The organism is Sulfitobacter indolifex (assembly GCF_022788655.1).
In the GTDB taxonomy this organism is placed as follows: Bacteria; Pseudomonadota; Alphaproteobacteria; order Rhodobacterales; family Rhodobacteraceae; genus Sulfitobacter; species Sulfitobacter indolifex.
In genome coordinates, this window is record NZ_CP084951.1 from 1,331,693 (window position 1) to 1,357,135 (window position 25,443).

Genomic DNA, 25,443 nt, shown 5'->3' on the forward strand with positions numbered 1-25,443 from the left:
GAAAGCAGGTCGGTCGCCCATGTGCAACACGATTGCCGGGCGCAAGGCGCAAGTTCGGGGCACCGCGCCAAGATGGGCGCGGTGAAAAAGCATGCAGCACCTATAAACGAAGCGCTATATTTATAAGGCCATTCGCACCGCTTTCAGCAGAGGCGCGATTTGGGCTGATCAACGGCGGGAAAAACTTTCCATGTCGCGGATATGCTGGGGGATGTCTTTGCGGCTCAGGCCGATGTCCTGCAACAGGCGGTCGTCCATGGCGTTCAGGGTCGACAGGGTGCGGTTACGCTCCCAACGGCGCAGGGTGTCGCGCAGCGCACGGCGCAGCATGGCAACAAGGGCCAGACCTTCCGAGGCGGCCACTTGACCCATGGCCCCACCGGCAAAGGCAGTTCCCGGCATACCGGCGATTTGGTTGGTGTTCTTCAGCAGGCGGAAATGCATGGCATGCTCCATAAGAATAAGGTTTGAGGAACGAGGGATCCGCAAAACAAGACGGCCAATGCCAAAAGGCCGGGCCGGGTCGCTCATGCGGGTCTCATCTTAGCTGTGATCCGGAAAGTCAGTTGGAACCCCCATGGTCCGGGCAGGCGGATCGGCCTGTCCGACCGGGGTTACCGGCGGTTCAGCAAATTGCCCGATCTACGCGGGCGCCTCTTATGAACAGCATTCATTAACATGCCGCGCATTTCGTTCACCCAAGCGTCTATTGCAATAGGGTGAAACGGGGGTGCGACAACCTGCCACAGAGGTGGGGCGCAAGGCGCGCTATGGCAGGGGTTTGCGCCCCGTCTGCACCGTGTCGTTTGCGACCGAATAAGGGTCGTTTTGAGAGGGGGTAGGCGGCGTACTGGCTCAAGATATCCGAACAGGCTTGGGCGGTCTTTTACAAAGCTGCCGAAGCTCCAAAGCGTCTCTCATTTGTATCGGACGCGATACGAGAGGTGGCATGGCTGGGTAAAGGAAGCGCGGTCTATACACTTGAACATGTATTCTTCTTGCTGAGGCGCGGCACATTCTAAGCGCGTGGCATAGGCCCGTCCCTGGCGCAAACTGATTCGGCGGGAATAAGGCGTTCAATGCAGGCTATCGTCACCAGTTACGCAGGTTTTGACGGCATTGGTTCCAGCTTGAGAACAAGCAACCGAAAAGAATGACGAAAACAAGGCGGCGCGCTTGGGGCGTTTTTACGGCAGAACTGTTTCTTATAGCGAAACAGTTTTGGTAAGTGCTTTCATAGAGATGCCGTTGTGCCCTGTTAATTTCCCTTAATACTATGGCGAACCGCTGTTTGGTGCGAAAACCTGTGGGAAACAATGGATGGCTTCAGACCCGCTAAACCACCTGAATTGCGGCAAAACTCCATTTTGTTCCGGCAAGTTTCAAACATTTTTCTCTTTGTCCAATCGTATAGCTTGGCTATTCCTATAGGTGCCCAACTGGGGGGCATAAGAAGTCTGTAGGTCACGGGGGCGGCCGCATTGAGCGCATCGAGTATGCGGGAAATGTGGGTACGCCGCGAAATTTGCGACCGTATACACATCGTCACTGGGAAGGTCTTCTTCTCGGTCATGGGCCTTGTGCCGACTTTTCCCCTTCGTTGCAGCAAGCTGCGTGCCGTCTGATCTGGATTTCAGCCAGCGGGGCGCGTGTGAACGGAGGGAGAGACAAAATGATACCTAAGCAACAGGCCCTGCCACTGGCCTTCTGCGTGGCAAGAAATGCCCAAATTAGCCGCTCTGCCGTTCGGCGCTCTATTCGTCAGATTGAAACTGCATTCACTTCCAAGACGGCCGCGTTGCGCGCCGCGTGCAACACCGCTCAGGAGACTTCACAATGATTAGAACACTTGATTTCAACGCGTTTAGCGCAGGCACCATTATTGACGACGAATACGCAGCGATGGGGGTCACGGTTTCGGCCAGCGGCGGTTCCGGTCAGGCGATGATCTTTGACAGCTCGAACCCCACAGGCGGCGACGAAGACTTGGCGTCCGACACGCTTGAAGGTCTGTTGATCGTGTCCGAGGATGGCGATCAGAGCGATCCAGACGATAATGCGACCGGCGGCAGCCTGTTCTTTGACTTTGATGACATGGTGCGCATGAAGGGCATTACCTTCAAGGACATCGAAGAGACCAGCGGCGACGGCACCCGTGTCATCTTCTACGACGAAAATGGCGATGTGATCGACAACCACTTTGTCGGGCCCACCGGCGACGGCGGCGAGCAATTCGTGCAGTTCAACGTCCAAGGTGTATCGCGCTTTGAAGTGCGTTTCGAAGGCTCCGGGGCGATCGACAACCTTATCTTTGATGATGGCAAGCCAGAAGGCGGCGGCAACGATGCGCCCGTGGCCGAAGACGACATGCTGGAGATCGACGAAGATACATCCGGCACCGTTGACGTGCTGGGCAATGACAGCGACGCAAATGGCGACACGCTGACCGTCACCATGGCAAGCTGCCCGTTCGGAGAGGTCGTCATCAACGGTGATGGCACGCTGACCTTCACACCAGACGCGGATTTCAACGGCGACACCACAATCACCTACACTGTGGATGACGGCAATGGCGGCACCGACACTGGCACCGTGAATGTCACTGTGAACCCGGTGAACGATGCACCGGTCGCAAACGACGACACGGCCAGCACCACCGGCACCGATGCAGTTGTGATCCCGGTTCTTGACAACGACACCGACGTTGACGGCGACACGCTGAGCGTTGCGGATGCCTCCAGCGACGATGGCACCGTGACCATCAACGGCGATGGCACCATCACTTTCACCGCCAACGATGGCTTCACCGGTGATGCGACGATCAACTACACTGTGTCCGATCCAGATGGTCTGACTGACGAAGGTGTTGTGACTGTCTCTGTTGGTGACGGCGGTGCAACCCGTGATGGCTATGTCGATGGCACAGCAGGCGCAGACCTGATCGACACCGCCTACACCGGCGACCCCGATGGCGACATGATCGACAACGACGACGCGCTGCTGCCCGGCGCGGAAGGCGATGACGACTATGTCCGCGCAGGCGACGGCGACGACACAATTCTCGCAGGCGACGGCGATGACATCGTCGAAGGCGGCGCAGGTTCTGACGAAGTCTATGGCGGCGACGGTGACGATATGATCATCACCGGCAACGGCGATATCGCACCCGATCTCGGCTATCCGGAAAGCGACAGCGACAGCCTGAGCTTTGACCCCGACGCCGATCCCGAAAACGACCGTGACTATGTCGATGGCGGCGCTGGCAACGATACAATCAGCACCGGCGACGACCGCGACACCATCTATGGCGGCACCGGCGATGATGTGATCAACGCAGGCATCGACGACGACTTTGTCAATGGCGGCGACGGCGATGACCGTATCGTCGGCGGCGAAGGCAATGACAGCATCTTCGGCGGCGCTGGCAATGACACGATCTATGCGGGCAACGATCCCGAGCTGGGCCTCGACGTGCTCGACATCCCCGACGATATGGACCCGTCGAACCCCTTCACCCCCGACCGTGTCCCAAACAACGGGATGGATACGGTTGACGGTGGATCCGGCGACGACGTGATCTATGGTGCTGATGACGCCGACATGCTGCGCGGTGGATCGGGCAACGATTACATCGACGGTCAGATCGACGATGACATCATCGAAGGCAACACCGGCAACGACACACTGCTTGGCGGTCAAGGCGACGACAGCATCTCCGGCGGTCAGGGCGACGACATGCTCTATGGCGGCACCGGCGACGACACCCTGCGCGGCAACCGTGATGACGACTATCTCGAAGGCGGCGCGGGCGACGATGTGCTCGACGGTGGCGGCGAGAACGACACGCTGATGGGCGGCGAGGGCGACGATACGCTGCAAGGCGGCCAAGGCGATGATCTGCTCGACGGTGGTGCTGGTGTTGATATCATGGACGGCGGTGCCGATCAGGATACCTTCGTCAATGTGAATGCGGGCGATGATGTCGACGGTGGCAGTGCGGGCGTAGACTATGACACGCTTGACCTGCGCGGCTCTGCGCCCGAGGGCGGCCGCCTCGAAGTTACCTATACCTCTGACGACCGCGAAGACGGTTTTGTTGACTATTTCAACGAAGATGGCAGCGATGCCGGGCGTCTGAACTTTGTCGAGATCGAGAATGTCATCATCCCCTGTTTCACACCGGGCACCAAGATCGCCACGCCAAAAGGCGAGATCCGTGTCGAGGAGCTTCAGGTTGGTGACCGGGTCATCACCCGCGACAACGGCATCCAGACAATCCGCTGGGTCGGCGCACGTGAGATGACCGGGGCCGAGTTCGAAATGGCCGCCCATCTCAAGCCGGTGCTGATCCGCAAAGGCGCGCTTGGCAATGCACTGCCAGAGCGTGACATGATGGTCAGCCCCAACCACCGCGTGTTGGTCGCCAACGAGAAGACGGCGCTCTACTTTGAAGAGCGTGAAGTTCTGGTCGCGGCGAAACACCTGACTGGCATGGACGGCATCGACGTGGTCGAAGTCTCTGGCACCACCTACATCCACGTGATGTTCGACCGCCATGAGGTGATCCTGTCGGATGGCACATGGACCGAAAGCTTCCAGCCTGGTGACATGTCACTGGCCGGTATCGGTGAAGAGCAGCGCAACGAGATTCTCGAGCTCTTCCCCGAGCTTGCGACACAGGACGGTATCGAAGGCTATGCCGCCGCTCGGCGTTCGCTGAAAAAGCACGAAGCCAGCCTGCTGGTAAAATAAACCCGCGGGGGCGGGAAGCGATGCAGCTTAGAAACGGGGCGGGTGACCGCCCCGTTTTCTTTTGTGCGCGGCTGATTTGAGCGATTGCACTACGTGGCCCAGAGGTGCAGCAGAGGTTCAGGCCCGCCCATTGGCCGATGTGTGTTCTGCGATCTCTGCTGCACCCGCCGCGCGGCCCGATCCTCGGGCGTGTCAAGGTTCAGCCGCGCCGGTTGAAAGGTGCGCGCTCGCTATCTCTGCTGCTCTCGCCATGCGGCCCAGTCTTCGGGCGTGTCGAGGTCCAGCCGCGCGCGCTGGCCGGACAGGGGCACCAGTTGCATCCGGCTTGCCGCGCCACGTACCACCGCACGGCCACCATCATCGCCGCTAAGCTGCCTCAGCTGATCAAACAGGGCCGCAGCGAAAATGATCGGATGCCCCGGCGTGCCGTCCTCCGTCGCTGCGCGCCAGATCAAAGTATCGCTGTTCAAGTCAACCGAGGCGGCAAGGCTGGCAAGGTCGCTGGCTTCCAACTCTGGCATATCGGCCAACATGACCATCGCCGCCGCCGTGCCCCGAGGCAGCGCCGCAAAAGCGCGGCGCAGGCTAGCGCCCATGCCCTCTGCGGCATCCGGCACGGGAAGGGCGGTAACGTCCAGCCCACTGATCGCTGTGTAGCGCGGGTGCGGTGCGGGCGGCAGAGCGACGGTGACGGGGCCGATGCTCTGCGTCATGCGCGCTTGATGTCGCAGCAGGGGCTGGCCGCCCACGTCTTCCATCAATTTGTCACGCCCTCGCATCCGGGTTGAGGCACCGGCAGCAAGAAGGATCACGGGCAGGGGGCTTGGTGTCATACAGTCAGACTAACCGGCGAAGCGCGCGGGGATAAGACCCTTCTGGACCGGTGCATTACGAAAGAGAAAAGAACCGGCCCCAAGACGCAAAATTCCCGCTAAGCTGCCGTTGGCACGGCGCTTTTTCGTGCTACCCTTGGGCCATGAACATCAAAGAACTGATCCCGCATACCCTGTTTCGCAAGGCCCGTGAATATTCCCGCAAGCTATGGGTGCGGGTCGTCATCATGGGGCTGTTGGCCTTTGTCGCCCTTGGCCTGACGCAGCTTTTTGAACCATTGGTCCCCAAGGAGGTCGCCACGCGCCTAACCGGCGAAGCGGCGGACCGATTGCTGCAGATCATCGCGGATGCGATGTTGGCCGTTACGATCTTTTCCATCACCATTATGGTCACCGTCTACCGCTCGACCTCGGCGCAGTTCACACCCCGTGCGCATCGGTTGATCATCCAAGACCGGACCACGCAGAATACGCTGGCGGTGTTCATCGGTGCCTATGTCTATGCGCTGGTGGCGATCATCATGCGCGAGCTGGGCGTCTATGTCGACGAACGCTCTTTCGTGCTGTTCCTAACGACAGTGATGGTGCTGGCGATTATCGTGATCTTTCTGATCCGCTGGGTGCTGCATCTGCAAAGCTTTGGCAGCCTGATCGACACCACTCGCCAGATCGAAAGCGTGACCACGTCGCTGTTCAAAGAGCGGTTGAAAACGCCCTGTATGGGCGGCCACCCGCTGACCGGCCCCGCGCCGGATGACGCGCGCCCGATCTTTGCACCCGAAAGCGGCTATCTAAAACATATCTACCCCGAAGCGTTGGACCAGCAGGCACAGGATCATGGGGTTGAGATTTATCTTACCCGGCGCATTGGTGACTTCATATTTGTCGGAGAACCGCTTGTGCAGGTAAGACGCTGTGGCACGCCGCAGGACGAAGACCACGATTGGGACAGTCTTGAGCAAAAGGTTTTTGACACCGTGCAACTGGGCGATTTGCGTACCTTTGACCAAGACCCGCGCTTTGGCCTGCGGGTGTTGGGAGAGGTTGCGTCTAAGGCGCTGTCTCCGGGGATCAACGACGGCGGGACGGCGATCGACGTAATCACCCGCATCGGGCGGATCCTGTCCTATTACTCGGATGAGGCAAAGCCCGGCGGCAAGGTCAATTTGCCAAACCTGCACATCGCGCCGATTTCCTCTGATGCGTTGATTGAAGACGGATTTGGTGCGCTGGCCCGTGATGGCAGTTCGGTGGTCGAAGTGCAGATGGCCTTGCAGGAGGTGCTGGCCGGATTGATGCAACACCCTGACCCCGGTCTGGCCGCCTCAGCGCGTGCCGCGGCAGAGAACCACCTGCGCCGCGCATTTGAAGACGTGCCCTTTGGTCCGGACCGGGCGCGCATTTGGTCCGCCGCGCGCAAAGAAGTGCGCGAGGCAGTGGAGACCCCGGAATAAGCGGCGCTTAAAGCGGGCGGATCTTCAACTGGGTGATGCGGTTGCCGTCCCGGTCCATGACCTCAAAACGGAAGCCGTGGAAGGAGAACACCTGCCCCACGGTGGGGATCATCTGCGCCTCATGGATCACCAGCCCGGCGACAGTATTGGCCTCATCATCGGGCAGCGACCAATCGGTGGCGCGGTTCAGGTCGCGGATTGTCATCGCGCCCTCGACCATCAGATGGCCGTCTTCGGATTGCTTCAAAGGGTGATCCGCATCGGGGTCGAATTCATCCGTAATCTCACCGACGATCTCTTCCAGAATGTCTTCGAGCGTGATCAGACCCTGCAATGATCCATATTCATCCACCACCAGCGCAAAATGTGTGCGGCGGCGCAGGAATTGGCGCATCTGCTCGTCCAGCGTCGAGGTTTCGGGCACGAAATAGGGTTTCATCACCACGTCGGCCACGTTGAACCCTTTCAGCGCGCCCGCGTCGCCATTGGGGCCGCCGATCAGTTTGTACATGGCGCGCAACAGGTCTTTGGCGTGGATCACACCGATGATGTTTTCGGGATCATCGCGGAATACGGGCAGACGCGTGTGGTTCGATTGGAGGCATTTTTCCATGATGTCGGTTGGATCAGACGCCGCGTCGATCATCTCAATGCCAGAACGGTGCAGCATGACTTCTTCGACTGCGCGCTCACGCAGATCCAGCGCGCCCAAGATCCGGTCGCGGTCTTCTTTTTCGACAACCCCCTCGGAATGGCCTAGCTGTAGCGCACCGGCGATCTCTTCGCGCACGGCAAGGATGTTGCTATCAGGGTCAATCTGCACCCCAAACAGCCGCAGCACACCGCGCACGAAATAGCGCACCGCTGTGACCATCGGCGAGAACAGCAGCACCACGACGCTGATGGGGCGCGACACAAGTGCGGCGGCTGTCTCGGCATTGGTGATGGCATAGGTCTTGGGCAGCACTTCGGAAAAGACGAGCACCAAAAGCGTCATCACCAGCGTTGCCAAGGCCACGCCGCTTTCCCCGAAAATGCGGGTGAACAGCGCCGTTGCCATAGACGCGGCGAGGATGTTGACCAAGTTATTGCCCAAAAGAACCGATCCGATCAGCCGCTCGTTATCCTCGGTGATCTTGAGCGCCCGTGTGGCGCCGCGCGACCCTTTGTCGGCCTGTGCGCGCAGTTTGCCACGCGAGGCCGCGGTCAGCGCCGTTTCGGAGCCCGAGAAAAAGCCCGACAAGACGAGCAGAAAAAGGATAATTCCGGTACTGATCCAGAAAGCGGTGTCAAAAAGGGCGGGGCCCGTTTCCATGAGGTCTATTTCCATCCATTATGTGTTGCGAATGTTATGGGCGCAGGGGCTGCGTCATTCAAGGGTCGCAACGGGCAGGGTGGTGTGATGCAGGCGGAAATCAAGAGCGCGGACCTTGGGACACTGGATGGCCCGGTTCTGCTGTTCGGCGGGCCGTACTCGAACATACAGGCGGTGGAGGCGCTGGCGCGTTTTGCCAAGGCACGTGGCATTGACGGCAGCACGATGATCTGCACCGGCGACATTGTGGCCTATTGCGGCGCGCCTCGCGAGAGCGTGTCGGCGATCCGTGCGCTTGGCTGTGCCGTGGTGGCGGGGAATTGTGAGCTGCAACTGGCCAGCGGGGCCGAGGACTGCGGCTGCGGTTTTGCGCCGGGCAGCAGGTGCGACATGCTGTCGGGCGCGTGGTTTGCCCATGCATCGCAGCGGTTGGACGCGGATGCGAAGGCGTGGATGGGGGCGCTGCCGGATGTGGCCACCTTCGGCCATCAGGGGGAACGCTATGGCGTGATCCACGGCGGGGTGCGCGATGTGGCGCGGTTCATCTGGTCCGAGAGTGCGGAGGCGGTGTTCGAGGAGGAGTGGCAGGCGCTTGAGAAGATCGTGGGTCCGGTTGATCACATCATTGCCGGGCATTCGGGATTGCCCTTTATCCGCGAGACGCCGCGCGGGCGCTGGATTAATGCGGGCGTGATTGGCATGCCACCCCATGACGGGGGGCAGCAATCGCGGTTCGCGTTGTTGGACGGGGGCGAGGTGACCTTCCACCGGCTCAGCTATGACGTGGCTGGGGCGGTGGCAGACATGGAAAGGGCCGGTCTGCCGCGCGCCTATTCGCACGCGCTGCAGAGCGGTTATTGGCCGTCGGAGGACGTGCTGCCGCCCGGTTTGCGGGTGCCGTCCTTGGCCAGAGGGTGACGCTCCAGCACGAGGTCGGAGAGGCGCTCTTCCAGCACATGGGTGTAGATCTCGGTCGTGGCGACATCGGCGTGGCCCAGCATGGTCTGGATCGCGCGTAGGTCGGCCCCATTGGCCAGTAGATGCGTCGCAAAGGCGTGGCGCAGCGTGTGCGGTGTCACTTTTTCTGGCGGCACACCGCCGGTTACGGCGAATTCCTTGATCAGCAGATAAAATCGATGCCGCGTCAGATGGCCCATCACCCCGCGTGAGGGGAAGAGGTGCCGCGCAGGCGGTTTGCCCTTGGCTTGGGCCGCTTCATCCGCCTTGTCGCGCACCACCAGCCACGCCGCCAGTGCATCACGTGCGGGTTCCGACAGGGGCACCAGCCGCTCCCGTCCGCCCTTGCCCGAGATCAGTAGCAGGCGCGGGTCGCCGCGCGCGGCGCTGACCGGCAGGCTGACCAATTCGCTGACCCGCATACCGGTGGCGTAAAGCAGTTCCATCAAGCAGGTGTTGCGCAGCTGATCGGCCAGGGCCCGGCCTGAGTTGCGCGCGGCATCCAGCAGCCGGTCAACCTCTTCTTCGGACAGGATCTTTGGCAGGCGTCTATCCTGCCCCGGCCCGGCAATTTGTACCGCCGGGTTATCCTCGCGCAGCCCCTCTTCAAAGGCAAAGCGGTAGAGCTGTTTGATCGCCGACAGACGTCGCGCGCGGGTGGACTTGGCGAGCCCTTGGGCATCGCAATAAACGAGGTAATCCTCAACTTCGCCCCGGCTCGCCGTGAGGAAATCGTGGTTTTGACGCGCCAGAAAGGCGTCGAAATCCTTGAGATCACGGCCATAGGCAAGCTGCGTGTTGGTGGCTGCCCCCTGTTCGGCGGCGGCGGCCTCTAGAAAGCTAGAGATCCAGTGGAAGGTCTGGGTGTGGGACATCATCATTGCTGAAGCAAAACAATCTGCAAGGCGGCACGGCGGGCGGTGTCTTCCAGCCCAAGGGCGCGCAGGGTGGCTAGGGCGTCGCGGAGCGCTGATGTGTCACCACTCGCCCCGTCATGCAAAAGCGAGAGCAGGCGCAAAATCGCCAAGCCCAACTCTTTGTCCCGCGCCAGCGTCATCAGATCGGCACGCGGGGCGGGGTTGGTAAATGCATCATGGACCGCAGCGGCCAAAGGCGCTTCGGGGGCCGGACCAGCGGGGGCTTCGCCGCGCGCCACGGCGCGTAGCAATTCGTCTTCGCGCGATTTGCCAAGCACACGTGCGGCAGCGGCCTCATAGTTCGGAGAAAGCAGTGCTATATCCCGCGCCAATGTGGCGGTATGGCCCGCCAGCGGGATGGTCGAAAGGGGTTCGGCAAAGAGCGTGGCGAACGCAACCTCCAACGAGGCTTCGCGCATGGCCTCCCATGCAGGGGGCAAGGTCTTGGCGACCGCTTCGGCGCTGCTGCTGCGCAGGGCGGTTTCAAACCGCTGCAAGGCGGCGACACGGTCCCATATCCCCCCTGATGCGGCGGGCTGCCTGTCGGTATAAAGGCCCAACAACAGGTTGTCGGGCAAAGCGCCCGCGCGGGTGAGCCGTTCGGCGGCTTCAAGCTGGGCTTTCCACCCGGCGATGTCGCGAAGATCGGCCACCGCATAGGCGCGGGGCAGGATGCTGGAGGGGAGGGGCTCTCCGATAGTTTCAAACAGACGGAAGGTCATCGGGTCCATCTGCCGGGGCACGCGCAGCGGTTCAGCCCCTTCGTAGAAATCGGGGTTCAGAAAACGATCAAAGAGTTCAAGCTGCTCTTGCGGCAATAGGCCAAGTGCTTGGGCCGAGCCAAAGGTCAGAGCCGCGTTCTCCCAATTGCCGGCGCGGGCGTTGCAGAAGATGCGCGTGCCATAGTCGCGGGTCAGATGCGGCGCTTTCACAAGGCGTTCGCAAACACGGTGTTCGGTGCCGGTCAGCAGGGAAAGCTGCATCCAGAGGTCAAAATGCGCGGTCGAGGTGGTGACCCCGGCCTGTTCAATCAGCGACAGAGCCGGATCAAGCGCGCCCAACTCCATCAGCTTTTGCCCCCGCGCCAAGGCCAGTTCATCGCCATTGCGCGCCTCGCCCTGCGGGGCCTGCGCTTCGGCCAGAAGCACGGTGTAGAGCAGCGCTTGGGCGGCAGGTAGATGCAGGTCAGGCAGGCCGCGGATGCGGTCAATCAGCGCGGCGGTGTCGCTGCCCAGCCAGATATCCCCGCGCAGCCCGGTGACCGATCCGGGCACCAACCCGATCCGGCGCGGCGCACCATCGCCAAGCGGGGTGACCTGCACCTTAGGCGCAAGGGCGGTTTTGGCGACTGGGGGTTCCTCTGCCCGGCCTGGGTTTGGCGGGCGTTTGGGGCGGTTTTCGGGCGGGGATTGCGCGCCGAGCCAGTCGATCACCGAAAGTGGTTGGTCATTGGCCGCGGGGGGCAATTGCTCTGCCGCGCGTTCTTTGCGCGATTCGCGGCCCAGATCGCGGTCTTCGGCGGATTCAGCCAGCAGGGCGCTGGCACTGACTGAGCAGACCAACGCAGCACAGACGGCCCAGCCGCGTTTTGTTCGGGCGGTTGCCACCCCGTTCAATCCGCGGTCAGTGTAACAGGCTGGCGAGTCTCGATTTGCTCAGGCGAAAAATCCACGCCAAAGAAAGGACCGACATAGGCATAGCCCACCAGCCCGATAAATCCGACAATTAATAGAAATATCAAAAGCTTAAAAAGTTTACCCATGAACCATGCCTGCCCGAAATTCTGCTATTTTGCCAAACTATATATGGCCTTTTGGGCAAGATCACGTCATTCAAAGGAAAATGAGCGGAATTAAGCACAGCATGACCGATGGCGAAGAAACGCCGCCCCGTTACCGTCTGAACAAGACGGTGGCGCTGGTTGGCATGATGGGGGCGGGCAAGACGGCGGTGGGGCGTGCGGTCTCTGCCAAACTCGGCGCGCCCTTTTTGGACAGCGATGCTGAGATTGAGGCGGCCGCCAATCTCAGCGTGCCGGAAATCTTTACCCGTGATGGCGAGCCGTTCTTTCGCAAGCGTGAGACCGAGGTGATCGCCCGGCTATTGGCCGAGGAACGTTGCATCCTTTCCACGGGGGGCGGCGCGTTTTTGGCCGAGGTGAACCGCGACAATATCGCGGCCTATGGTGTGGCGCTTTGGTTGGATGCGGATCTGGATCTGTTGTGGAACCGGGTGCGCTATAAAGACAGCCGCCCGCTGTTGCGCACGGCAGACCCCAAGGCCACGCTTGGCGCGCTTTATCGCGACCGGGTGCCGCTTTACCGGCTTGCGGACCTGTCGGTGCGCTGCGATCCGCGTCTGTCGATTGATGCGATGGCCAATCGGGTGATCGACAAGCTGCTGACCCGGCCTGACGTTTTGGAGAAGTTGGATGCGTGAGACGGTTTCTGTCGCCCTGCCGGGGCGCGAGTATGATGTAGTAATCGGGCCGGGGCTGCTGGCGGAGGCCGGTACGCTCATCGCACCCTTGCTGCGCCGCAAGCGTGTGGCGGTCATCACCGAAAGCCGTGTTGCTGCGCTGCATCTAGAGACCCTGCGCGAAGGGCTGGCAGCCGGAGGCATTGAGATGTCGGCGCTGGAACTGGCGCCGGGCGAAGGCACCAAGGATTGGGAAAACCTGCAACGCTGCGTTGACTGGTTGTTGGATGCGCAGGTTGAGCGCGGCGATATCGTCGTGGCCTTTGGCGGCGGGGTGATCGGCGATCTGGTGGGGTTTGCCGCCGCCGTGTTGCGCCGCGGGGTGCGGTTTGTGCAGATCCCCACGTCGCTGTTGGCGCAGGTCGACAGTTCTGTGGGCGGCAAGACCGGCATCAACGCGCGACAAGGCAAAAATCTGATCGGCGCTTTCCACCAGCCGAGCCTTGTCTTGGCAGATACCGAGGTGCTGAGCACCATGGCCGACCGCGATTTTCTGGCGGGCTATGGCGAAGTGGTCAAATACGGGCTGCTGGGCGACGCTGGTTTCTTTGATTGGCTCGAGGCGCAAGGCCCGGCAATGGCGGCAGGCGATATGGCCGCGCGGGTCGAGGCGGTGCGCCATTCAGTGCAAATGAAGGCGGACATTGTTCAGCGCGACGAGACAGAGCAAGGCGACCGCGCGCTGTTGAACCTTGGCCATACGTTCGGCCATGCGCTGGAGGCGGCGACGGGCTACTCTGATCGTCTACTGCATGGCGAAGGCGTGGCGATCGGCTGTGCGCTGGCCTTTGAACTCTCGGCGCGGCTGGGGCTGTGCCCGCAAGAAGACCCAAGCCGGTTGCGTGCGCATTTGGCGCAGATGGGGATGAAGACCGACCTGCGTGACATTCCCGGTGATTTGCCGAACGCCGAAGAATTGCTGCGGCTCATGGGGCAGGACAAGAAGGTGGTCGATGGCCGGTTGCGCTTTGTTCTGGCGCGGGGCATCGGACAGGCGTTTGCCGGCGCTGAGGTCGACAACGCCGACGTGCTGACCCTGCTGCGCGACGCATTAGCCGCGCGACAGTGATCCGCAGCGGGCATGGCCCGGCGGTTCCTATCGTCTGATCTGTTTGGTTTCGGGGCCGTTTAAAAAGGGCGGCGCCACCAAATCGGATGTGTGAGACAGGCGTCACCCTGCATGTCTGAACGCCTCGACATGGCCCCTAGCTGGAGCCTCTGATCCTAGTGCCGAACATATAACTGCCCGGCGGGTATCGCGATGGAGAGGGTTCTATTGCGGCAAGGTTAAGCGCGGATAACGCCAGCGGCCGCAGAGGGTGGGCAGGGCGCAACAGCGCCCCGCCGAATGTTCTGCACTTGTTGGCTTAGAACGGGATTTCGTCGTCGAGGTCTCGGCTACCGCCGCCACCGCCACCACCACCGCCGCTGCCGTAGTCGTTGCCACCGCCGCCTTGCGAGGAGGGGCCGCTGTCATAGCCGCCGCCGTAGTCATTGCCACCGCCGCCACCACCGTAGCCGCCGCCACCGCCGCCGCCGCCCGAGCCGCCGCCGGGACCGTCGAGCATGGTCAGCGTGCCGCCAAAGCCCTGCAGCACGACTTCGGTGCTGTAGCGGTCTGCACCGGACTGGTCCTGCCACTTACGGGTCTGCAACTGGCCTTCGATATAAACCTTTGAGCCCTTCTTGAGGTACTGTTCGGCGATGCGCACCAGACCTTCTTGGAAGATCGCCACCGAATGCCATTCGGTCTTTTCCTTGCGCTCACCGGTGTTGCGGTCTTTCCATGTCTCGGAAGTCGCGATGCGCAGGTTGCACACTTTGCCGCCGTTCTGGAAGCTGCGCACCTCGGGGTCGCGCCCGAGGTTGCCGATTAGGATCACTTTGTTCACTGAGCCGGCCATCTTGCCCCCTCGTTTATCATTGCTGTGTCATTGCTCAGGGCGCGAATCCGACCGCGCCCAATTCGGCTGTTTATATCGTGGTTATCCGCCGGATGACACCGGCATTCCCATCTGCGCGCGCATCCTTGTGCGCCTTCAAGCTGGTGGTGATGCGGGTCTAGCGCGCGGCGCGGTTTTAGGTATACTGCGTCCGATGCAACGGCAGGGGGCAGGTAGATGCGAAAGACAGGACTTGTGGCCAGTTTGGCCGCGGTAGGTTTGGCGTCAGTTGGGATGATCGCAATGGGCGCGGCGCCAGCCGCTGCTGATATGTTCGCTTCCAAGAGCCGCGCGGGGTTATTTGCCTCGCAGAAAAACATCCTCGATAACCGCGCTTCCAAGCAGTATTCGGCCTCTGTGCGTCTGCAACCGCCCAAGGTTGTCACTCCAACGAAATGGGACGTGCCAAAGTCTAACGGTTCTTACAAAGGCGCCTACCTTGGCGCAGCCAGCGATGCGGCAACGCGCCACGGTATCCCGGTTGATTTGTTTTTAAGGCTGGTTCAGCAGGAGAGCGGGTGGAACCCCAAAGCTTTGTCGCACAAGGGGGCGATGGGGCTGGCGCAGTTGATGCCGCAAACCGCACGCGCGTTGCGTGTTGATCCGACCGACCCGGCACAAAACCTTGAAGGCGGGGCGCGCTATCTAAAAATGCAGTACCGTGCCTTTGGCAGTTGGGAGCTTGCATTGGCCGCCTACAACGCCGGTCCGGGTGCTGTGAAGAAATACGGCGGCGTGCCGCCCTACCAAGAAACGCGCAATTACGTCAAAGTTATCTCTGGCAGTTAGACCTTTACGATAAGCGCGATTGCCGCGCGTTTGACGGCTTTTCAGCCGGATGGCGCCTATCTAGGCACGCATAGACGGCACCCTCGGGAACCACCGAGGCATTTGTGGTGTTCTCTGATCAGAACCTCTTGCAGCGGGATTGGCCCGCAGCAGAGACGGAAAAGATCGTAGGAGAACAATATGTTCACGAATATGAAAAAGATCGCCCTTGCCGCCGGCGTAAGCGCAATCGCCCTGAGTGGTTCTGCTTTTGCGGCTGAGAAAATCATGGTCTCGAAGATCGACGTTGAATCCTCAGTCACCGCCTCCACAGAGAGCAACGGCATGGATTTCTATCCTGATCTGGAAGAAGACCTGCGCGCCGAAGTCGCACAGCGCGTGCCACTGAGCAGCGATGGTGCGGACCCGCAGATCAAAATCGACATCCGCAAGATTGCACTCAATGGGTCAACCATGCTGCCAGACAGCAAAGAATTCAACCAGTTGGAAGGTGTTGTTGATATCACAAGCCCAACTGGCGACAATGCTGGCCTAAGCTTTCCAGTAATGATTTCGGCCTATAGCGGTGATGAAATCGCACCCGAAGGCTATGTCAACGTGCAGCCGACAGAGACCGAATTCTACGTGGCGCTTGTGTCGACCTTTGCCGATGTCGTGGCCGAAGGTTTGGCGAATGTGAACACAGCGGGTTCGCCTGTCGATCCATAAATCTGGGCAGTACGCACGCTGGCACCACCTCAGGCCGTTCCCCCCCCTATGTCGGCCTGAGTGAAAAGGCGCGGTTCTTTGGAGCCGCGCCTTTTTGATGTCTACTCCGCTGCGGTGTCGACCTCAATCACCGGCTCCATTTCAGCGAATTGCTGGGCAGAGAGGTGACATTTGATCTGATGCCCATCGGCCATCGTGACCATCGGCGGCACCTCACGCTCGCACAGATCGCCGGGCACCTGGGATTTCCAACGGCAACGGGTCTGGAACGGGCACCCGGGGGGCGGGTTCATCGCCGAAGGCACCTCACCCTCCAGCACGATATGCTTTTTCTTCACCTTGGTATCGGCAATCGGCACGGCGCTGAGCAGCGCTTCGGTATAGGGATGATAGGGGGGCGAGAAGACCTGATCGGTGGTGCCAAGTTCAACCACATGGCCGAGATACATCACCATCACCCGGTCCGACAGATAGCGCACGATCGACAGGTCATGGCTGATGAACAAGAGCGTCGTTTTCTGTTCGCGCTGAATCTCCATCAACAGGTCTGTCACCGCCGCCTGTACCGAGACATCAAGCGCCGAGACCGGCTCATCCGCCACGACGATCCGCGCGTCCCCGGCAAAGGCGCGGGCAATGCCGACGCGTTGTTTCTGCCCACCAGAGAGCTGGCGCGGCATACGGGTTGCGAATTCGCGCGGCAGCTTCACCAGATCGAGCAGTTCCAGCATGCGCTGCTTGCGCTCTTTCTCGTTCTTACCGATGCGGAAAATTTCCAGCGCGCGGATGATCTGCCGCCCGACGGTCATTGAAGGGTTGAGCGTGTCGAAAGGGTTTTGGAACACCATCTGCACATCAGCAACATTCTTGGTCGTGCGCTTGTCGATGGGCACGCCACCGATGTCTTTGCCGTCGAGATAGATGTGCCCTTCGGTCGCCGTCTCCAACCCCATCAACACCTTGGCAAAGGTAGACTTACCGCAGCCCGACTCACCGACGATGGCCAGCGTCTCACTCTCATGAGCTTCGAAACTTAAGGATTCGTTGGCTTTCACCACCTTGGTATTGCCGCCCCCGAACATGGCGTTGGCCGCGACCTGATAGTATTTCTTGAGCCTATCCATCTTAAGGACGACTTCACCCACGTCGCCCTTTTCCTTGACCTCGGCCAGTTCCAGCGGTGCCTGCCAGTCGATCTCATGGAAACGGATGCAGCGGGTCTCATGCCGATCGTTGCCGGGGACGGCGTCCATCGGGATCGGCGCAGCGTCGCAGCGGCCCGGCACGAAATAATCGCAGCGGGGGCCAAAGTTACAGCCGGGCGGGCGCTCATGAGGCAGGGGGAAGTTGCCGGGAATGGCAACGAGGGGGCGCGCGTTTTTGTCGGCACCGGGCAGCGGGATGGAGCGGAACAGCGCCTGCGTATAGGGGTGCTGCATCTCGTCAAAGACATCGTGGATGGAGCCTTTCTCCACCGCCTCGCCGGAGTACATCACACAGATGCGGTCGCAGGTTTCCAGCACCAGCCCGAGGTTGTGGGAGATGAACAGCATCGAGGTGCCGTATTTTTTGCCCAGATCCTTGACCAGGTCCACAACCGCCGCTTCGACGGTCACATCAAGCGCGGTGGTCGGCTCATCTAGGATCAGAAGCGAGGGTTCGGACATCAGCGCCATAGCGATGACGATGCGCTGTTGCTGCCCACCGGAAAGCTGGTGCGGATAAGCCTTCAGAATGCGCTCAGGGTCAGGGAGTTTGACATCCGTGACCACCTGCAAGGCCCGCGCATGGGCTTCTTTCTCGCTCATGCCCGCGTGGATCATCGGCACTTCCATCAACTGTTTGCCGATCCGCATGGCGGGGTTCAGGCTGGCCATCGGCTCTTGGTAGATCATGGCGATTTCACTGCCACGGATGTCGCGCAGTTCCTCGGCGCTCATCGTGCTCAGATCGCGGCCTTTGAACTTGATCGAGCCGCCGACGATGCGGCCATTGCGGCCCAAATCCTGCATCACGCCCAGCGCGACCGTGGATTTGCCACAGCCGCTTTCACCCACCAGCCCCACGGCTTCGCCCGGTTGGACGACGACTGAGAAATCCATCACTGCGGGGATTTCTCGTAGGCGGGTGAAGAAGGAGATCGAGAGATTGTTGATCTCAAGAATGGGTCCATCGTAATCAGTTTTTGGCATATGTCTCTCCCAGTCGGGGGGATCAAAGAGGGTCCGGGGGAAACACCCCCGGATGACGTTTCTTAGTCGCGCAAGCTTTCTTCACGCAGGCCATCGGCCAGCAGGTTCAGACCCAGCACAAGGCTCAAAAGCGCCAGCGCGGGCGCGATGGCCGCATGCGGATAAAGCGACAGTAGGCGGCGGCCTGCGTTGATCGTGCTGCCCCAATCCGGGCTTTCGCTTTCCAACCCAAGGCCGAAGAAACCCAGGGTGCCCAAAAGGATGGTGGTATAGCCGATGCGCAGACAGAAATCGACGATCAGCGGGCCACGGGCGTTGGGCAGGATTTCCCACAGCATGATGTACCACGGGCCTTCGCCACGGGTCTGAGCGGCGGCGACATAGTCGCGCGTTTTGATATCCAGCGCGAGGCCGCGCACGATGCGGAACACTGTGGGCGAATTCACGAAGACCACCGAGACAAAGACCACCAGCACACCCGCGTCGATGTCAAAAAGGTCAATCATGCTGGGTAGGCCGGGGATGCGGTAGGTACCTGTGGCGACGATCGCGCCGTCGGTGGACACCAGCGATAGGTACAGCCAGCCGACAATACCCAGCACCACGATCAACAGCGGTGTGCGGAAGGACGGCTGCGTGTAATAGCGCGAGTTCAGCAGCACCGCGAGGAAGATCAGCGGGAAGATGAACAGGAACACTGCCATATAGTTCGGAATGCCGGTGAGCACGATTTCGGGTGTCACCAGCAGGTAGAACAGCAAGATCACCGGGAAGGCGAGGATCAGGTTTGCCAGAAAGCTAAGGATCGTATCGAGCCGACCGCCGTAGTAGCCCGCCGGCAGGCCCAGCGTGATCCCGACCATAAAGGCAAAGAGCGTCGCCAATGGTGCGATTTGCACCACAACCCAAGAGCCTTTGATCAACCGCGAGAAAACGTCGCGCGCAAGGTTATCACCGCCCAAAAGGAACCACGGGTATTCGCCATCGTCGGGGCTGCGCAGCGGGGTGCCGGGCAGCTTGTTCTTCATTCCCGAGGTTTGGCTGAGGCTGTCGTGCGTTACCAATAGATCGAAAAGGCCACCGAAAATGCCAGTAAAGACCCAGAACATCACGATGGCAAAGCCGATCATGCCCACGGTACTGTCGAAGAGCTTGCCATAGAGGCCAAGGCGGCGCTTAAAGTGGATAGAGACGGCAAAGGTGAGGATCAGCGCGATCCAGACCGGCAGCATTTGCTGTGACATGCCCCCAAAGATACCCGCCTGCGGCCCCATGAAGGCTCCCGCAATGATATAGATCAGCAGCACCAGCACCAGCAGCGCGAAAAGCAGGATTACCGCGCGGTTCAACCCGCCCGCCAGCCCGCCACGTCGGGCGACGGTGCCATCGGGGTTGATCTCCTGCGCGTCAATGGCCGGCAGGAAGGAAACGACGATCTGCGCCGCGACAGCCAAGGCCAGCATAACGCAAAGGCCGAGGAAGATGATATTGAGCCCCGCAAGAGACCCGGTCCATGTCAGTTGTTCCATGTCCATGCTCCCTCAAGAAATGCGAATGCGCGGGTTGAGGAAGACGTAGCCGATATCTGAGATCAGCTGCGTCACAAGAACGACGATCACCGACACGACCGAGACCGCGAGCAGCAGTTCGATGTCATTGTTGGCCGCCGCCTGTACCAGAAGCCAACCGAAGCCCTTGTAGTTGAACAAGGTCTCAACGATCACCACACCGTTCAGCAGCCATGGGATTTGCAGCATGATGACGGTAAAGGGTGCAATCAGCGCGTTGCGCAGCGCGTGTTTCAGCACGATTTCAGAGAACTTGACCCCCTTCAGACGCGCGGTGCGGATGTATTGCGCAGTCATCACCTCGGTCATCGAAGCCCGCGTCATCCGCGCGATATAGCCCATGCCATAGAGCGAGATGGTCAGCACCGGCAGGAAGAAATTCCAGAAGTTGGCGTCTTTCATGGCTGAGGTTGCGGAGCCCAGAAAGAGCGTCTTGCTATCGATCCAACCCCACTCTGCCAAGAGCGGCGACAGGCCAAAGCGCGAAGAGGCCAACACAGCGATGAAGATCACCCCCGAGACATACTCAGGCGTCGCCGTGGTGGCGATGGAAAAGGTCGAGAGCGAGCGGTCCAGCTTGCTGCCCTCACGCATCCCCGCCAAAACGCCAACGATCAGCGCCGAGGGGACCATCAGCATCAGCACCCAGAACATCAGCTTGCCCGTCAGTGCGAGACGGGTCAGGACGGTTTCGCCCACGGGTTCTTTGAAGACGGTGGAAAATCCCCAATCGCCTTGCAGGATGCCGCAGCGGGTGGGGCGATCCTCTGCAGGGGTGCCAGCGGCAAAACAGCGACCAAAGGTTTCATCCGGCGTTTCACCCGTCGTGACCCAACCGGGCAGCACGCCAAGCCATTCGCCAAACTTATCGACCGTGGGCTGCAGATAGCCGCGATCTTCGAGATAGCTGGCAACGGCCTCGTCCGACATGCGGAAGTTGCCTTGGGTTTTGGCGAGTTTTTCGAGGTTCGGATAGAGATTGGTCAGCCAGAATACGATGAACGTCAGACACAGTGCCGTCAGCAACATCACACCCAGCCGGCGCAAAATAAATAGTCCCATGTGGTCCCCTGTAGCAGGGTCGGGCGGTGACTTGGCCCGACGATGCGGCCTTTTGCGGCCTTTTTTGATTTGTGCGGCGCCATGACAGCGCCGGTTCTGTTTGCGCAGATTTTTGCCGTTTCGGTGAACTAAGCCATGATGGTGCTAAGACAAGGCCCGTTACACGGCGTTGCGCGTTGGTATGACCGCAGGTTTGCAGATCAGTTCGGCCATGAGGCATGGAAACTCGTCGCGCGTCAACATTTCGTGGCCGCACTTGGTAGAGTTTTTGCGACATGCTTTTGGTCTGAAAGCGACACTTTCCGCACACTTAGGTGCTATTAGCGCAGTTTGCTAGGCGGCAGCCCACTGTGCTGTTGCATGAAACGGGTGAAGTAGGCGGCAGAGCCAAAGCCCAGATACGCGGCGATTGCTGCAGCGGTTTGATCGGTCTCTCCCAACAGCCGCCGGGCGGCATGGCAACTGCGTTCGTGAAGCAGGTCGGCGGCGGATTTTCCAGTGGCGGATTTGACCGCGCGGGTAAGGTGGGTGGGGGTCACGCCCAATTCTGCCGCGTGATCGGCCATGCTTCCACCCTTTGGATGGCGCTGGGCGAGCAGGGCGCAGAACCGCGCGCTGAGCCTTGCGCCCGCGTTGGGCCGTTGGGTGATATGGTCCTCTAGCATGATCTGGCGGCGCAGCCAGACTGACATCAAAGCCGCCTGCGCTTTGAGCGCGTCTTGTTGGAGGGGGCGGCCGTGATGCACTTCGCGTTGGGCAAGTTCGATCAAGGCCGAGAGTTCGGATTGCGCCTGCACCTCGCGTATCCGCAACTGACGCGGGCTGTCCGGCAGGCACAGGCCCGTGTTTTCGGGAATAACGACAGCATGGCCCACACATTGAAAGCCCAGCTCCATCGCAAAGAGCGACCGCGCCGGTATCCAAAGCGCATTATAGGCGCCCAAACCCCGGCGCTGCCCGTCAAGCAAAAGCCGACCCTGACCACGGGTGATCCAGATCAAAAGATGGTGGTCGCGGTCATGGGCAAGGGATAGCCGCCACTCCTGCCCAGCGGAAAGCTGCGCCAGAGTGAGAAGCTGTATCTGCGGCTGTTGCACAGGCACCTATCGTTGAGAATTGAAAACCCCACGGGGCCATTCTTTAACAATATGCTATCCGATGATTGCTATTTTGCAAGGGTGGCGAGCAGGCCAAACCCTATTTTGGCGTCACGCGCTGCCAGTCTGCCATTTTGCTACGCATCCAAGTGCGCTGACGTTTGGCGAACTGGCGCGTTGCAACTACGGCGGCTTCGCGGGCGCGGTGAAGCGGCCAGTCGCCATCAATGTAGCGGATCAGTTCCGGCACGCCAATCGCGCGATGGGCGGGGCGCGATGGATCATAGCGCGGGCGCAGGGCGGCGACTTCCTCAAGTGCGCCTTGCGCTAGCATTATGTCAAAGCGCTGTGCGATGCGGGCGTTGAGCCAATCGCGCTCAACATCAAATACGATCGGCAAACATTCTTCGAGCGGCAGAAGCGGCGCGCCAGTATCGCGCTGCCAGTCCGACAGGCCGCGGCCAGTGGCCTGCCAGACCTCCCAAGCACGCTGCACCCGCGCGCGGTTGCGCGGGTCGATGCCTGCGGCGGTGTCGCCATCGAGCTGCAACAGCAAGTCCTCAAGCGCCATTTCATCGCCCTGGGCGCGCACCTCGGGCGAAGTCTCCGGTATCTCGGCCAAGCCTTGAGTCAGAGCCGAGAAATAAAGCCCGGTGCCGCCGGTGATGATCACCCGCTGATTGCCGCTGAGCAGGGGGGCAACCTCCCGCAGCCAATGGCCGGTGGAATAGGGCGCATCCTCCGCCAGATGGCCATAGAGCAGATGCGGTGCGCGGGCTTCTTCCTCGGCTGAGGGGCGGGCGCTGATGATGCGCAAAGGCTCATAGACCTGACTGGCATCGGCGTTGACGATCACACCGCCCTGTGACTCGGCGATGGCCAGCGCAAGGGCGGATTTGCCGCTGGCGGTCGGCCCGGCGATCAGCACCGGGCGCTCGGGCGGCAGCCCTTGCAGCAGCGCGTCCATCTGGGCCTTGGGAATATCCGGCATTTCTTTGCGTCTTCCTTACGTCTCGCATTGAACCTTGGACGTATTTGCGACATTTTGGCGCGAATTGAAAACCCTTCACCGCCGCAAGGCTCAAATCTCCCCCGGTTGGTGAAACAATAAGGTGTGCCCGATGTCCCAAGACACCCCCCAAGTCTCCTTTAACCGCGTGATGCTGAAGATTTCCGGGGAGGCGCTGATGGGTGACCTCGGCTACGGCCTGCATCCGCCAACCGTTGAGCGCATCGCCCGCGAAGTGCAAACCGTACATTCGCTTGGCGTTGAGATCTGCATGGTCATCGGCGGCGGCAATATCTTCCGCGGGCTGCAAGGCTCCGCACAGGGGATGGAGCGGACCACGGCGGATTATATGGGCATGCTTGCCACGGTGATGAACGCGCTGGCGATGCAATCGGCGCTTGAGGGTCTGGGCATCCACACACGGGTGATCTCGGCCATCACGATGAACGAAGTGGCCGAGCCTTACATCCGCCGCCGCGCCGTGCGCCACCTTGAGAAGAAGCGCGTTTGCATCTTTGCCGCAGGCACCGGGAACCCCTATTTCACCACCGACACCGCCGCGACCCTGCGCGCCAATGAGATGTCTTGCGAGGCGATCTTTAAGGGCACCAAGGTCGATGGCGTCTATGACAAAGACCCGGCGAAATTCGACGATGCAAAACGCTATGACACGGTGAGCTATGACGATGTGCTGCAAAAGCGGCTTGGCGTGATGGACGCCTCTGCCATTGCATTGGCGCGCGACAACAACCTGCCGATCATCGTCTTCTCATTGGATGAGCCGGGCGGGTTCCAAGGCATTTTGGCCGGGCAGGGCACCTATACCCGCGTCGGCTAAACGCAAAATGCACCGCAGGTGATCGTCCTACGGCGGGGCGATACGCTTAAGGCCGCCGCGGCTCTCTTGGGGTCGCGGTTGGCGCATGGTGGCGAAGTAATGGGCAGTTGTGAAAGCGCCGCGCCACCGTTAGAAAGCCGTAACGCAAGGAAACAACAAGCAGGCCTCGCCATGTCAGACGAATTTATGCTCGATACCGATGATCTTGAACGGCGGATGAACGGCGCAATTGCGTCGCTTCGGACCGAGTTCGCATCGCTGCGCACAGGCCGCGGCTCGGCCTCTATGCTGGAGCCGGTGATGGTTGAGGCCTACGGCCAGATGACCCCGGTGAACCAAGTGGGCACCGTCAACGTGCCCGAGCCGCGCATGGTGACGATCAATGTTTGGGACAAAGGTCTTGTCGGTAAGGTTGAAAAAGCCATCCGCGAAAGCGGTCTGGGCATCAACCCGCAGCTCAACGGCACCATCATCATGCTGCCGATCCCTGAGCTGAACGAAGAGCGCCGCACCCAGCTGACAAAGGTTGCTGGCCAGTATGCTGAGCACGCCCGCGTTTCGATCCGCAACATCCGCCGCGACGGGATGGACCAGATCAAGAAGGCTAAGAACGACGGCGCGATGTCCGAAGATGACCAGAAGATTTGGGAAGGCGAAGTGCAGGACCTGACAAACCGCTTCATCACCCTCATCGATGACCAGCTTGAGACGAAACAGGCCGAGATCATGCAAGTCTGACCCGCGCTTTCGCGCAGGGACATAGAACTTGAAAGAAAAGGTCGAGACATGAGCACCGCCGACATTCAGCCCAAGACAATTCCCGGCGGGCCACGCCATGTGGCGATCATCATGGACGGCAATGGCCGTTGGGCCACCCAACGCGGGCGGCCCCGGCTGTTTGGTCACCACGCCGGTGCTAAACGGGTCCGCGAAATCGTTGAGGCCTGCCCCGACGTGGGGGTGGAGTATCTGACGATCTTTGCCTTCTCGACCGAGAATTGGAAGCGCACGCAGGTCGAAGTGGCGGGTCTTATGTCTCTGTTTCGGCGCTATATTTCCAAGGAAATGCGCAGCCTCAGCGAATATGGCGCGCGGGTTCGGTTCATCGGGGACCGCGACCGGCTGGATGACAAGCTCATCAAGCTGATGGGCGAGCTTGAGGACCACACCGCGCATAACACCCGCATCAATCTGACGATTGCACTGAATTACGGGGGCCGCGATGAGGTGGCCCGCGCCACGCATCGTTTGGCCCAAGATGTCGCCAGCGGCAAACTTGACCCCGATAGCGTGGACGAAGAGACCCTGCCGCGCTACCTCGATACCCATGTCCTACCCGACCCCGACCTGGTGATCCGTACCAGCGGCGAGGCGCGGATTTCGAACTTTCTGCTGTGGCAGTCGGCCTATGCGGAATATGAGTTTATCGACACGCTGTGGCCGGACTTCACGCGTGAGGAATTTGCCCGGCTTTGCGCCGCTTATGGCGGGCGTGACAGGCGGTTCGGTGCGGTCAAGACCTGAGGAGACT

General features: G+C 60.5%; 22 protein-coding genes. 10 read left to right on the plus strand and 12 right to left on the minus strand.

What is annotated here, in order from left to right; translation table 11 throughout:
* Nucleotides 1–168: 168 nt before the first annotated feature.
* Entirely contained in the window at nucleotides 169–531 is a 363-nt protein-coding gene (locus DSM14862_RS06505; RefSeq protein WP_007120400.1) for a DUF1127 domain-containing protein, read from the minus strand.
* A gap of 1,305 nt (nucleotides 532–1,836) precedes the next feature.
* On the opposite strand from DSM14862_RS06505, the gene DSM14862_RS06510 reads away from it, so the two are divergent.
* The gene (locus tag DSM14862_RS06510; RefSeq protein WP_007120401.1) at nucleotides 1,837–4,752 is read left to right on the plus strand and encodes a Hint domain-containing protein; all 2,916 of its coding nucleotides are present in this window, start codon (nucleotides 1,837–1,839) and stop codon (nucleotides 4,750–4,752) included.
* Nucleotides 4,753–4,982: 230 nt separating this feature from the next.
* Here the strand turns inward: DSM14862_RS06510 and DSM14862_RS06515 are convergent, their stop codons facing one another.
* Nucleotides 4,983–5,585, minus strand: a complete 603-nt coding sequence (locus DSM14862_RS06515; RefSeq protein WP_007120402.1) for a nucleotidyltransferase family protein — start codon at nucleotides 5,583–5,585, stop codon at nucleotides 4,983–4,985.
* Nucleotides 5,586–5,728: 143 nt separating this feature from the next.
* Here DSM14862_RS06515 and DSM14862_RS06520 point away from each other — a divergent pair, with 143 nt between their 5' ends.
* A complete protein-coding gene (locus tag DSM14862_RS06520; protein ID WP_007120403.1) occupies nucleotides 5,729–7,039 on the plus strand; it encodes a DUF2254 domain-containing protein in 1,311 nt (436 codons plus the stop codon).
* A 7-nt stretch (nucleotides 7,040–7,046) separates the two neighbouring features.
* Here DSM14862_RS06520 and DSM14862_RS06525 read toward each other — a convergent pair whose 3' ends face one another.
* Nucleotides 7,047–8,354 (minus strand): HlyC/CorC family transporter, encoded by a 1,308-nt coding sequence (locus tag DSM14862_RS06525; protein ID WP_040701516.1) that lies wholly within the window; start codon nucleotides 8,352–8,354, stop codon nucleotides 7,047–7,049.
* A gap of 87 nt (nucleotides 8,355–8,441) precedes the next feature.
* On the opposite strand from DSM14862_RS06525, the gene DSM14862_RS06530 reads away from it, so the two are divergent.
* Nucleotides 8,442–9,272 (plus strand): metallophosphoesterase family protein, encoded by an 831-nt coding sequence (locus tag DSM14862_RS06530; protein WP_050770430.1) that lies wholly within the window; start codon nucleotides 8,442–8,444, stop codon nucleotides 9,270–9,272.
* Here DSM14862_RS06530 and DSM14862_RS06535 read toward each other — a convergent pair.
* The 3 genes from DSM14862_RS06535 to DSM14862_RS06545 are packed head-to-tail and all read right to left on the minus strand — an operon-like array spanning nucleotide 9,209 to nucleotide 11,990.
* Nucleotides 9,209–10,192 (minus strand): tyrosine recombinase, encoded by a 984-nt coding sequence (locus DSM14862_RS06535; protein WP_007120406.1) that lies wholly within the window; start codon nucleotides 10,190–10,192, stop codon nucleotides 9,209–9,211. The genes DSM14862_RS06530 and DSM14862_RS06535 overlap by 64 nt on opposite strands.
* Nucleotides 10,189–11,835 carry a hypothetical protein gene (locus tag DSM14862_RS06540; RefSeq protein WP_243254338.1) on the minus strand — a complete coding sequence of 549 codons (1,647 nt, stop codon included), beginning with the start codon at nucleotides 11,833–11,835 and terminating at the stop codon, nucleotides 10,189–10,191. Before DSM14862_RS06540 ends, DSM14862_RS06535 begins: the two co-directional genes overlap by 4 nt.
* A 5-nt stretch (nucleotides 11,836–11,840) precedes the next feature.
* On the minus strand, nucleotides 11,841–11,990 hold the full coding sequence (locus tag DSM14862_RS06545) for a hypothetical protein (RefSeq protein WP_007120408.1): 150 nt from the start codon (nucleotides 11,988–11,990) through the stop codon (nucleotides 11,841–11,843).
* An 80-nt stretch (nucleotides 11,991–12,070) separates the two neighbouring features.
* Here DSM14862_RS06545 and DSM14862_RS06550 point away from each other — a divergent pair, with 80 nt between their 5' ends.
* Complete coding sequence (locus tag DSM14862_RS06550; RefSeq protein WP_040701477.1) at nucleotides 12,071–12,667, plus strand: shikimate kinase; 597 nt, start codon at nucleotides 12,071–12,073, stop codon at nucleotides 12,665–12,667.
* Nucleotides 12,660–13,775 (plus strand): 3-dehydroquinate synthase, encoded by a 1,116-nt coding sequence (gene aroB, locus DSM14862_RS06555; protein ID WP_007120410.1) that lies wholly within the window; start codon nucleotides 12,660–12,662, stop codon nucleotides 13,773–13,775. The genes DSM14862_RS06550 and aroB overlap by 8 nt, the downstream gene beginning before the upstream one ends.
* 298 nt (nucleotides 13,776–14,073) lie before the next feature.
* On the opposite strand, the gene DSM14862_RS06560 is transcribed toward aroB, so the two are convergent.
* Nucleotides 14,074–14,610 carry a single-stranded DNA-binding protein gene (locus DSM14862_RS06560; RefSeq protein WP_007120411.1) on the minus strand — a complete coding sequence of 179 codons (537 nt, stop codon included), beginning with the start codon at nucleotides 14,608–14,610 and terminating at the stop codon, nucleotides 14,074–14,076.
* A 216-nt stretch (nucleotides 14,611–14,826) separates the two neighbouring features.
* Between DSM14862_RS06560 and DSM14862_RS06565 the strand changes: the two genes are divergently transcribed.
* Nucleotides 14,827–15,438 carry a lytic transglycosylase domain-containing protein gene (locus DSM14862_RS06565; RefSeq protein ID WP_456154995.1) on the plus strand — a complete coding sequence of 204 codons (612 nt, stop codon included), beginning with the start codon at nucleotides 14,827–14,829 and terminating at the stop codon, nucleotides 15,436–15,438.
* Nucleotides 15,439–15,618: 180 nt separating this feature from the next.
* On the plus strand, nucleotides 15,619–16,146 hold the full coding sequence (locus DSM14862_RS06570; protein ID WP_007120413.1) for a hypothetical protein: 528 nt from the start codon (nucleotides 15,619–15,621) through the stop codon (nucleotides 16,144–16,146).
* A 101-nt stretch (nucleotides 16,147–16,247) separates the two neighbouring features.
* Here the strand turns inward: DSM14862_RS06570 and DSM14862_RS06575 are convergent, their stop codons facing one another.
* From DSM14862_RS06575 to miaA, 5 genes are all read right to left on the minus strand, one after another.
* A complete protein-coding gene (locus DSM14862_RS06575; protein WP_007120414.1) occupies nucleotides 16,248–18,338 on the minus strand; it encodes a dipeptide ABC transporter ATP-binding protein in 2,091 nt (696 codons plus the stop codon).
* Nucleotides 18,339–18,400: 62 nt separating this feature from the next.
* Nucleotides 18,401–19,867, minus strand: coding sequence for an ABC transporter permease (locus DSM14862_RS06580; RefSeq protein ID WP_007120415.1), 1,467 nt, complete (start codon nucleotides 19,865–19,867; stop codon nucleotides 18,401–18,403).
* Nucleotides 19,868–19,879: 12 nt separating this feature from the next.
* Nucleotides 19,880–20,968 (minus strand): ABC transporter permease, encoded by a 1,089-nt coding sequence (locus tag DSM14862_RS06585; protein WP_007120416.1) that lies wholly within the window; start codon nucleotides 20,966–20,968, stop codon nucleotides 19,880–19,882.
* 320 nt (nucleotides 20,969–21,288) lie between these two features.
* Nucleotides 21,289–22,065, minus strand: a complete 777-nt coding sequence (locus tag DSM14862_RS06590; protein WP_007120418.1) for a helix-turn-helix domain-containing protein — start codon at nucleotides 22,063–22,065, stop codon at nucleotides 21,289–21,291.
* Between the two features lie 100 nt (nucleotides 22,066–22,165).
* A complete protein-coding gene (gene miaA, locus DSM14862_RS06595; protein WP_007120419.1) occupies nucleotides 22,166–23,056 on the minus strand; it encodes a tRNA (adenosine(37)-N6)-dimethylallyltransferase MiaA in 891 nt (296 codons plus the stop codon).
* A 130-nt stretch (nucleotides 23,057–23,186) separates the two neighbouring features.
* Between miaA and pyrH the strand changes: the two genes are divergently transcribed.
* The 3 genes from pyrH to uppS all read left to right on the plus strand — a co-directional run bounded on the left by pyrH (nucleotide 23,187) and on the right by uppS (nucleotide 25,436).
* Complete coding sequence (pyrH, locus tag DSM14862_RS06600) at nucleotides 23,187–23,912, plus strand: UMP kinase (protein WP_007120420.1); 726 nt, start codon at nucleotides 23,187–23,189, stop codon at nucleotides 23,910–23,912.
* A gap of 171 nt (nucleotides 23,913–24,083) precedes the next feature.
* Nucleotides 24,084–24,650, plus strand: a complete 567-nt coding sequence (frr, locus tag DSM14862_RS06605) for a ribosome recycling factor (RefSeq protein WP_007120421.1) — start codon at nucleotides 24,084–24,086, stop codon at nucleotides 24,648–24,650.
* Nucleotides 24,651–24,698: 48 nt separating this feature from the next.
* Nucleotides 24,699–25,436, plus strand: coding sequence for a polyprenyl diphosphate synthase (gene uppS, locus DSM14862_RS06610; protein ID WP_007120422.1), 738 nt, complete (start codon nucleotides 24,699–24,701; stop codon nucleotides 25,434–25,436).
* The last annotated feature ends 7 nt before the right edge of the window (nucleotides 25,437–25,443 follow it).

Bases quoted from the DNA above. Each gene is read 5' to 3' on its own strand.
- DSM14862_RS06505 (WP_007120400.1), bottom strand. From the start codon at position 531: ATGAGCGACCCGGCCCGGCCTTTTGGCATTGGCCGTCTTGTTTTGCGG.
- DSM14862_RS06510 (WP_007120401.1), top strand. From the start codon at position 1,837: ATGATTAGAACACTTGATTTCAACGCGTTTAGCGCAGGCACCATTATT.
- DSM14862_RS06515 (WP_007120402.1), bottom strand. From the start codon at position 5,585: ATGACACCAAGCCCCCTGCCCGTGATCCTTCTTGCTGCCGGTGCCTCA.
- DSM14862_RS06520 (WP_007120403.1), top strand. From the start codon at position 5,729: ATGAACATCAAAGAACTGATCCCGCATACCCTGTTTCGCAAGGCCCGT.
- DSM14862_RS06525 (WP_040701516.1), bottom strand. From the start codon at position 8,354: ATGGAAACGGGCCCCGCCCTTTTTGACACCGCTTTCTGGATCAGTACC.
- DSM14862_RS06530 (WP_050770430.1), top strand. From the start codon at position 8,442: ATGCAGGCGGAAATCAAGAGCGCGGACCTTGGGACACTGGATGGCCCG.
- DSM14862_RS06535 (WP_007120406.1), bottom strand. From the start codon at position 10,192: ATGATGATGTCCCACACCCAGACCTTCCACTGGATCTCTAGCTTTCTA.
- DSM14862_RS06545 (WP_007120408.1), bottom strand. From the start codon at position 11,990: ATGGGTAAACTTTTTAAGCTTTTGATATTTCTATTAATTGTCGGATTT.
- DSM14862_RS06550 (WP_040701477.1), top strand. From the start codon at position 12,071: ATGAGCGGAATTAAGCACAGCATGACCGATGGCGAAGAAACGCCGCCC.
- aroB (WP_007120410.1), top strand. From the start codon at position 12,660: ATGCGTGAGACGGTTTCTGTCGCCCTGCCGGGGCGCGAGTATGATGTA.
- DSM14862_RS06560 (WP_007120411.1), bottom strand. From the start codon at position 14,610: ATGGCCGGCTCAGTGAACAAAGTGATCCTAATCGGCAACCTCGGGCGC.
- DSM14862_RS06565 (WP_456154995.1), top strand. From the start codon at position 14,827: ATGCGAAAGACAGGACTTGTGGCCAGTTTGGCCGCGGTAGGTTTGGCG.
- DSM14862_RS06570 (WP_007120413.1), top strand. From the start codon at position 15,619: ATGTTCACGAATATGAAAAAGATCGCCCTTGCCGCCGGCGTAAGCGCA.
- DSM14862_RS06575 (WP_007120414.1), bottom strand. From the start codon at position 18,338: ATGCCAAAAACTGATTACGATGGACCCATTCTTGAGATCAACAATCTC.
- DSM14862_RS06580 (WP_007120415.1), bottom strand. From the start codon at position 19,867: ATGGAACAACTGACATGGACCGGGTCTCTTGCGGGGCTCAATATCATC.
- DSM14862_RS06585 (WP_007120416.1), bottom strand. From the start codon at position 20,968: ATGGGACTATTTATTTTGCGCCGGCTGGGTGTGATGTTGCTGACGGCA.
- miaA (WP_007120419.1), bottom strand. From the start codon at position 23,056: ATGCCGGATATTCCCAAGGCCCAGATGGACGCGCTGCTGCAAGGGCTG.
- pyrH (WP_007120420.1), top strand. From the start codon at position 23,187: ATGTCCCAAGACACCCCCCAAGTCTCCTTTAACCGCGTGATGCTGAAG.
- frr (WP_007120421.1), top strand. From the start codon at position 24,084: ATGTCAGACGAATTTATGCTCGATACCGATGATCTTGAACGGCGGATG.
- uppS (WP_007120422.1), top strand. From the start codon at position 24,699: ATGAGCACCGCCGACATTCAGCCCAAGACAATTCCCGGCGGGCCACGC.